The organism is Bacillota bacterium (assembly GCA_013178415.1).
Lineage (GTDB): Bacteria > Bacillota > SHA-98 > Ch115 > Ch115 > Ch115.
Genome location: JABLXA010000017.1, coordinates 126,842 through 133,788, shown reverse-complemented (window position 1 = coordinate 133,788; position 6,947 = coordinate 126,842). Strand labels below are relative to the sequence as shown.

The 6,947-nt window shown below is 50.2% G+C and carries 4 protein-coding genes; all 4 read left to right on the top strand.

What is annotated here, in order from left to right; translation table 11 throughout:
• Positions 1 to 128: 128 nt before the first annotated feature.
• The 4 genes from HPY52_13115 (at position 129) to HPY52_13100 (ending at position 6,916) form a co-directional block, all read left to right on the top strand.
• On the top strand, positions 129 to 1,409 hold the full coding sequence (locus tag HPY52_13115; protein ID NPV81190.1) for an ABC transporter substrate-binding protein: 1,281 nt from the start codon (positions 129 to 131) through the stop codon (positions 1,407 to 1,409).
• 94 nt (positions 1,410 to 1,503) lie between these two features.
• The gene (locus HPY52_13110) at positions 1,504 to 3,651 is read left to right on the top strand and encodes an alginate lyase family protein (GenBank protein NPV81189.1); all 2,148 of its coding nucleotides are present in this window, start codon (positions 1,504 to 1,506) and stop codon (positions 3,649 to 3,651) included.
• Positions 3,652 to 3,656: 5 nt separating this feature from the next.
• Positions 3,657 to 5,432: a hypothetical protein gene (locus HPY52_13105; GenBank protein ID NPV81188.1), complete on the top strand. Its 1,776-nt coding sequence runs from the start codon at positions 3,657 to 3,659 to the stop codon at positions 5,430 to 5,432.
• Between the two features lie 365 nt (positions 5,433 to 5,797).
• On the top strand, positions 5,798 to 6,916 hold the full coding sequence (locus HPY52_13100; protein ID NPV81187.1) for a DUF362 domain-containing protein: 1,119 nt from the start codon (positions 5,798 to 5,800) through the stop codon (positions 6,914 to 6,916).
• Positions 6,917 to 6,947: the final 31 nt, after the last annotated feature.

Sequence of the window (6,947 nt, the reverse complement as noted above, 5' to 3'; positions counted from 1 at the left end):
AAAATCGTATCACTTGTCGTCACTATTTTGAGCTTATGCAGATGGACAATGTGTCTAGCTGGGCTTTTGCCTTACTCGACACCCCAAAATGATCGAAAAATAGGCCTGGGTTGCGGAAGTTGGGCTACATGAAGCAGTTTCATATCAAATATGCCCCTAAAGAAAAGCTGGAAGGGATGGTGAAGGAAGCTAAACTTGATCACTGGTATCAACTCTATGCCAATAAAAACGATGCCTGGATGAACCCCGAACGTCCTACGTTACATGCGTGGAGACTTACCACGGCTCTTGGTACGGGCCCCGTGGTTACCTTCGATAGGAATCCCTACTACTGGAAGGTCGACACAGCGGGGAATCAGCTACCCTATATCGACCGGGTAGTCTTTGAAATAGTGGATAACGTTGAGGTTGCAACCATGAAGGCGCTTGCCGGGGAAATAGACTATCAGGATAGGCACATCGCCCAGGTGCAGAATTATTCGGTTTTCGCCGAGAACCGGACCAAGGGGGATTACAGAATCGGTAAGGTCGTGGGCAGCGGCATGAATACTATGGTAATCGCCTTCAACCTGAACCACAAGGACCCAGTTCTCCGGAAGATCTTCAACGACCGCAGGTTTCGCTTTGCCATGTCCCTGGCGATAAACCGTCAGGACATTATAGACACGGTTTACTACGGTCAGGGTGAACCATACCAGCCCTCCCCACTTCCGGAGTCCCCATTCTATTACGAACCGCTCTCCAAGGCTTACATAGAATATGACCCGCAGAGGGCTAATAAGCTCCTCGATGAAATGGGCCTTACGAAGCGCGATAAGAGCGGCTTCAGGCTCAGGCCCGACGGGAAGCCGCTGGCTCTGACGATAGAGATAGCTGCCGGCAATCCTAACTGGGAAGACGCCTGTGCAATGGTTAAGCAGTTCTGGGAGGCCGTAGGTGTTAAGACTGCGATTAAGGTAGAGGACCGCTCGCTCTTCTATACTCGTAAAGAGGCTGCTGAACATGACGTTGCAATCTGGGGCGGAGACGGAGGAATGGAAGTCCTGCTCGAACCCCGATGGTACTTTCCGTTTAGCGTAGAATCCAACCATGCTCCGCTCTGGCAGCTATGGTACAATACTGGCGGAAAGTCAGGGGAGGAGCCGCCTCCAGAGGTCAAGAAGCAGATGCAGCTTTACGACCAGATCCTTACAACGCCGGATGAAAATAAGCAGATAGAATTGATGAAGGAGATACTGAAGATCGACGCGGAAAACCTCTATATAATAGGCATCAGCAGGCCGCCGTTGGGATACTATATCGCGAAAAACAACTTCCGGAACGTCCCTGAGACCTATTTCGGGTCGTGGCTCTATCCAAACCCTGCTCCCTTTAACCCATGCCAGTTCTTCTTCAAGAAAGGAAAGTAGCAGGACCGGGAACGGTAGGTAAATTGTGGGGCTCCTGCGTGGAAGACTGTGGCAAATATTCCAGGCAGGAGCCTTTCGAGGAGGAAGTTCTTTCATGGAGAGTAGTCGGCAGCTCTTTGAGAACCTCAATCTCGACTATCCGGGGCTCGAAACTGTGAAGCTGGCACTAAATAGGGATGATATCCCTGGTGCTCAGGAGGCCTACCTCAGGTTTAGACGGTTCAGGGATTACCCGAAATGGCATTTTGACTGGAAGGAGTCTCCAAAGGGAAAAGGTCACGGAGAGGTAGACTACGCCAGGGATGTGATGGACCACATCATTGGCGGTTACGTAGGGGAACCAGCATACGTAGGCGATCCAATAAACTGGGACTTCAACCCCGTTGATCCTTCGAGACCAGATTTCACTAACGAGTGGACATGGTGCAATCTAAATAGGTTTCACTTCTGGGTCGTTCTCGGAAGGGCATATTGGGAGACGGGGAACGAGGATTATGCGCTGGAATGGGTAAGGCAAATGAAGCATTGGGTCACAACTTCCCCGGTGCCGCTCGATGACCCTAATTATGGAAATCGTTCCCTGAGATGGCGAACCATAGAAGCCGGCATAAGGAGTTCCACAACCTGGATGGATGCCTACCATTATTTCCTGAACTCCCCTTCCTTTACGCCTGAAACGCATGCGGTCATGGTGAAGTCCTTTATGGACCATGCACATCACCTTGAGAGAATCACAGTAGAGCAGCCCCAGCGAAGCGGTAACTGGGTTACCATGGAGTGTAATGGGCTTGCGACTGTAGCCATTATGTTTCCTGAGTTTAAGGATTCGCCGAGGTGGCTTGAGATTGCTTTAAACCGCCTTTACGAAGAGCTTACAAGGCAGGTTTATCCTGATGGGGCTCAGATTGAACTCACCACCTCCTATCACCAGGTAGCCCTTCAGAACTTTATGGCAGTAGCTCATCTCGCTAGATTGAACCACGTTGAGCTTCCCCCGGACTATATTGCTAGATTGGAGAAGATGTATGAATTCAATCTTTATATGATGATGCCTAACGGAGAGCTTCCCGGACTAAATGACGCCTTTCCTACTAGGGTTAACGAATCCCTTAAAGAGGCTTACCGGCTTTACGGGAAGGGGGAATATCTCTTCGGGGCTACCCGGGGGAAAGAGGGCAGGAAACCTGCGCATGACTCCCATGCCTTCAGGTACGCGGGTTATTACATCATGCGGAGCGGTTGGGATAAGGATGACCGATATCTACTTCTTGATGCAGGTCCTTTCGGGTATGGCCATCAGCACGAGGATAAGCTTAATATAGTGGTCTATGCCTACGGTGACACAGTCCTTACTGAGCCTGGCAACTATGTATATGACCAATCAAAATGGAGACAATATGTACTTTCCACCTCTGCTCATAACACCGCATTGGTGGACGGCATGGGTCAAAACCGGAGAGCTCGTAGGGAGACTTATGTGGTCGATGCTCCGAATCGGAACCCCTGGGTTGTAACTCCGGTTTTCGATTACGCTTGCGGCCGCTACGAAGATGGTTATGGACCTCATAATGATATGAGTGTAACCCATTCACGTTCCGTGATTTTCATGAGGCCGGATTATTGGGTAGTTGCTGACCGCTTCGAGGGTGAGGGAAGCCATAGAGTTCAGGTGCATTACCATCTAAATGCCGATAATGCAGAAGTGTGGCAGGGGATGGGGGCATGCAGTAAGAGGCCGGATGGCCCTAATCTTTTAATAATGCCGGTCGGCTCTTCCCCTGTCAGTGTAGAGGTCATCAAGGGGCAGGAGGACCCCGTGCTGGGATGGATTCCCCAGTGGAGAAAAGAAGATGGCGGGGAGGGCTTCGTAAGGCGGCCCATCCCCACGGTTGTATTTTCGCTCGAAACCCAGCTTCCGGTCACCCTGCCTGTAATCTTATATCCTTTCCCTCGTGAAGCGAAACCCATCCACATTCGCGAGATTGAGATGGAGGGTGCATGCGGGTGTGTGATAGACGCACGCGACCTCATTCTTGTTGAATATGGTCCTGCTGGAAGCCGCCCTCGCCGTCTTGAGTGGGTGGGAGGGGAGATCAGCTTCCGTGCGGAACTCCTCATAGGGAGGATCCAGGGGGAGGAGGTTCGCTATGGGGCAGTGGGGCTATATAGTTTTAAGTCCGGTGATCTCTCTATAGCTCCTCCAGAGCCGGTTGCCATTAATTTGTCCGTTAGGAGGGAGTAACTAGGATGTACCAGCTTTTAAACACAGAAGGGATAAGGGATATATTAACCCCCGAAAGGCTAAGGAAGGTCATTGTTCTAGCCCCTGGAGAGATCCGGGACGATCTACCCCGAGAAGAGATCCTGGAGCGGTGCAGGGAGATAGTATCTTCTCCCATACCGGAGACTCCCTACACCTTTTTTGCGGAATTCTATAAGACAGGGAACCGCTCGCATTACGAAGTCCCTGCCAGGACTAGACGCCAGAATATGCTTACCTTGGCGCTTGGAAGCTTCCTTACTGGAGACGCAAGCTTCCTTGCTAGACTTCAGGATTATATTTGGGCGATATGTGAGGAGGCTACGTGGTGCTGGCCTGCCCATCTTCCAGAAGAGCTTGATTTCAGCAAAGCCTACATTGATCTTGGAGCTAGCATGACAGCGGAACTCCTTGGGGAGATCCTGGATATTCTGGGAGATCGCTTTGATTTGAACCTTAAAAAGAGAGTTATCTTTGAGCTAAATCGTCGCATCTTCGCTCCATTTCTTGAATGTCCTGATGATTACTGGTGGTCAGAGGGATACTGGTCTAACTGGTGTGCAGTGTGTTGTGCTGCCATCGGCACGGCAGCTATTACATCGAGGCTGCCGGAGCCCCAGCTTTCAAAGATGATATCCGATATTACCATCCGTCTCAACCATTACCTTGAATTTTTCGATGAAGAAGGCGGATGGGTAGAGGGTGTGGGATACTGGAATTACGGGCTCACACACCTGGCTAGGTTTGCAGATAGCCTATTCAGGGTGAGTGAGGGAAGGTTGAATATGTTTGAACACCCAAAACTCAACTTGACCGGAAGCTTCCCTCTCCATTGTTTCCTGCCTCCTGATGGCTTTGTAAGTTTTGGGGATTGTCACCCTGGGGTCAAATTAGGTGAAGATCTAGTCTACTCATTGATGGAACATACCCTTTTGGGCCCAGAGCTAGCATGGCTTCTCGAAATCCTCCCGAAACATCGAGTAAACAGGTTTGAAAGCATACGCGGACTCAGAAATCGTGTTTTACCAGCTCCTTTGCTCCCCTCTGAAACTTACAGGCATTTCAAGGGGATAGATTGGCTTGTAACTAGAAGGAGCTGGAAGGATAAGCTTGGCCCGGTGCTTGCCGTAAAAGCTGGCAACAATGGTGAACCACATAATCATGTAGATGTGGGGCAGTTTATCTTCCATACAATGGGCCAGGATTTCCTGACCGACCTTGGAGCAGGCCTTTACACCCGGGCCTACTTCAGCCAGGAGCGTTATAAGAACCCTTTCTGCAATGCGGAGGGTCATAGCCTGGTTTTCATTGATGGGAAATCCCAGGGGATTGGGAAGGAGTTTCAGGGCAAGATAGAAGAGTTTAGACCTGGCGCAGATAAAGATACGGTGATGCTTGACCTGACCGGGGCATATCCGGGAGGACTTGTCACATCATTGAATCGACGCCTTGAACTAGGGAAGAAGCCCGCCTACGGCGAGCTACTCCTGACCGATGAGGTATGTGTTCCTGAAAAAGCGGAGATAGAATTGAGGCTCCAGCTTGGGACCAAACCTAGGAGAGCTGGGGAGAGGGAATTCCTCCTGACAGGCTATCTAGGGGACATGGTTCTTAGAGTATTGGAACCCGAACGTGTCTCTCTAGAGTGTAGAAGCTTCGATAGACTTGAAACGAGCGGAGGGGCGAAGGATTCCTATTTCATGAGGATAATAGCGAAAGAGTCTCAAAATGTAAGGTTCTGTGTTCAGGTTTTGGAGGCCTGACCCTGACGAAAGAGGCCTGTCGCCTTCATCTATCCAGTAAACATTGGGGTGCCCTTTATGCAGCGCCAGGATGGGAGGTTTATAGAACCGCCCGGCCCCCAGAGTCTCACTTCACTTATTAAAAGAGGCCATAGATTTGAGAATAGCTCTATCCATTATTCCTATGGTGTAGGGCGAAGCTTTCGATTCAGACTATGGCCTCCATAAATTGTTATACCCCGGATAGCCGGGTTTCCTATGCTCTGAAGAGGGGGATGTAGATCATAGTAGTCTACCGAATTAGGGTGCAGTGGCTACGGGCTATGTATACAGGCGGCTATATCTGAGGGGAGGAATAAGATTCGTCAGAAAGGATGTGGAATATCGTGACAGAAGTAGCACTTGTTGATGTCAAGGATGGCGATATCTTGGCGGGTGTGATCCGAGCGATAGATCTAATCGGGGGCCTTGGGAGATTCGTGAGGAGGGGCGACCTGGTGGTCGTCAAACCTAACCTCTTTGTTTCTGCCCCTCCGGAAACGGGGAGGATCACTCATCCCGAGGTAATTCTGGCAATCGCAAAGCTCTGTCATGGCTTGGGAGCTAGGGTCGTCATCGGGGAACGGACAAGAAATGTATTTTTAAACCTCCGTAATTACCCGGATATCTGGGATTATGCTGATGTGATAAGCTTTGACGATACCCCGCTTAAACTCAAACAGATCCCCGGGGCAAAGGCCTTTTATATGTCTATTGTCATCCCCAGGATAGTTGACGAGTGTGATGTCTTCATAAACGTACCGGGGCTTAGGACTCATGCCTTATCAGACATATCAAATGGACTCAAAAACCTCATGGGTATTCTTCCAGGGGATACTACTCGTTTTGTGCATCATTTGGGGCTGTCTGACTGCATCGTGGACCTCAATGTTGGAAGGCCTAGTGATCTTACTATTTCGGATGCAATTTACACACTCCATGGTAATTTTCCGGTAGGAGGCAAAGCCTTGAAAACAAACCTCCTCCTGGCTTCCGACAATATAGTGGCCATCGATGCCACGGCCGCAAGATTCCTCGGTTTTGAGCCTTCTGATGTGGAGCATTTAAGGGAGGCTTCTGCAAGGGGGCTTGGGCCTATTAGTCGAGACGAAATCCGGCTCTTGGGGCCAAATCTCGATGAGTTCAAATTTACGTTTAGTCGGGCCGAGCACGGCTATGAAAAATATAGAAAGCTCTTAAGTTTTGTGGACCCTGCCGTTTGCAAAAACTGCCGTCAGGCCTTCGCAAGCGGTCTCGTAGCTGCTGTTGAGGAGGTGGGGGAAGAGCGGGTTAAGGGGATACGGGTAGTCTTGGGGCCCATTGAAAAGCCACCCTCATTTCCGAAGGAACGGGTGTTACTTTATGGATCTTGTACACGCCGCTTCAAAGAGCATGGTCTTTTCATTTCTGGGTGTCCGCCTCTTGCTAGCCAGGCGAAAGAAGCCATTTTGACCATAAGTTCTTAAGTCAAGGCGGGTACCTAATCTTTGGGAAAGT

Coding starts and splice junctions, on each gene's coding strand:
- HPY52_13115 (NPV81190.1), top strand. CDS start 129: ATGAAGCAGTTTCATATCAAATATGCCCCTAAAGAAAAGCTGGAAGGG.
- HPY52_13110 (NPV81189.1), top strand. CDS start 1,504: ATGGAGAGTAGTCGGCAGCTCTTTGAGAACCTCAATCTCGACTATCCG.
- HPY52_13105 (NPV81188.1), top strand. CDS start 3,657: ATGTACCAGCTTTTAAACACAGAAGGGATAAGGGATATATTAACCCCC.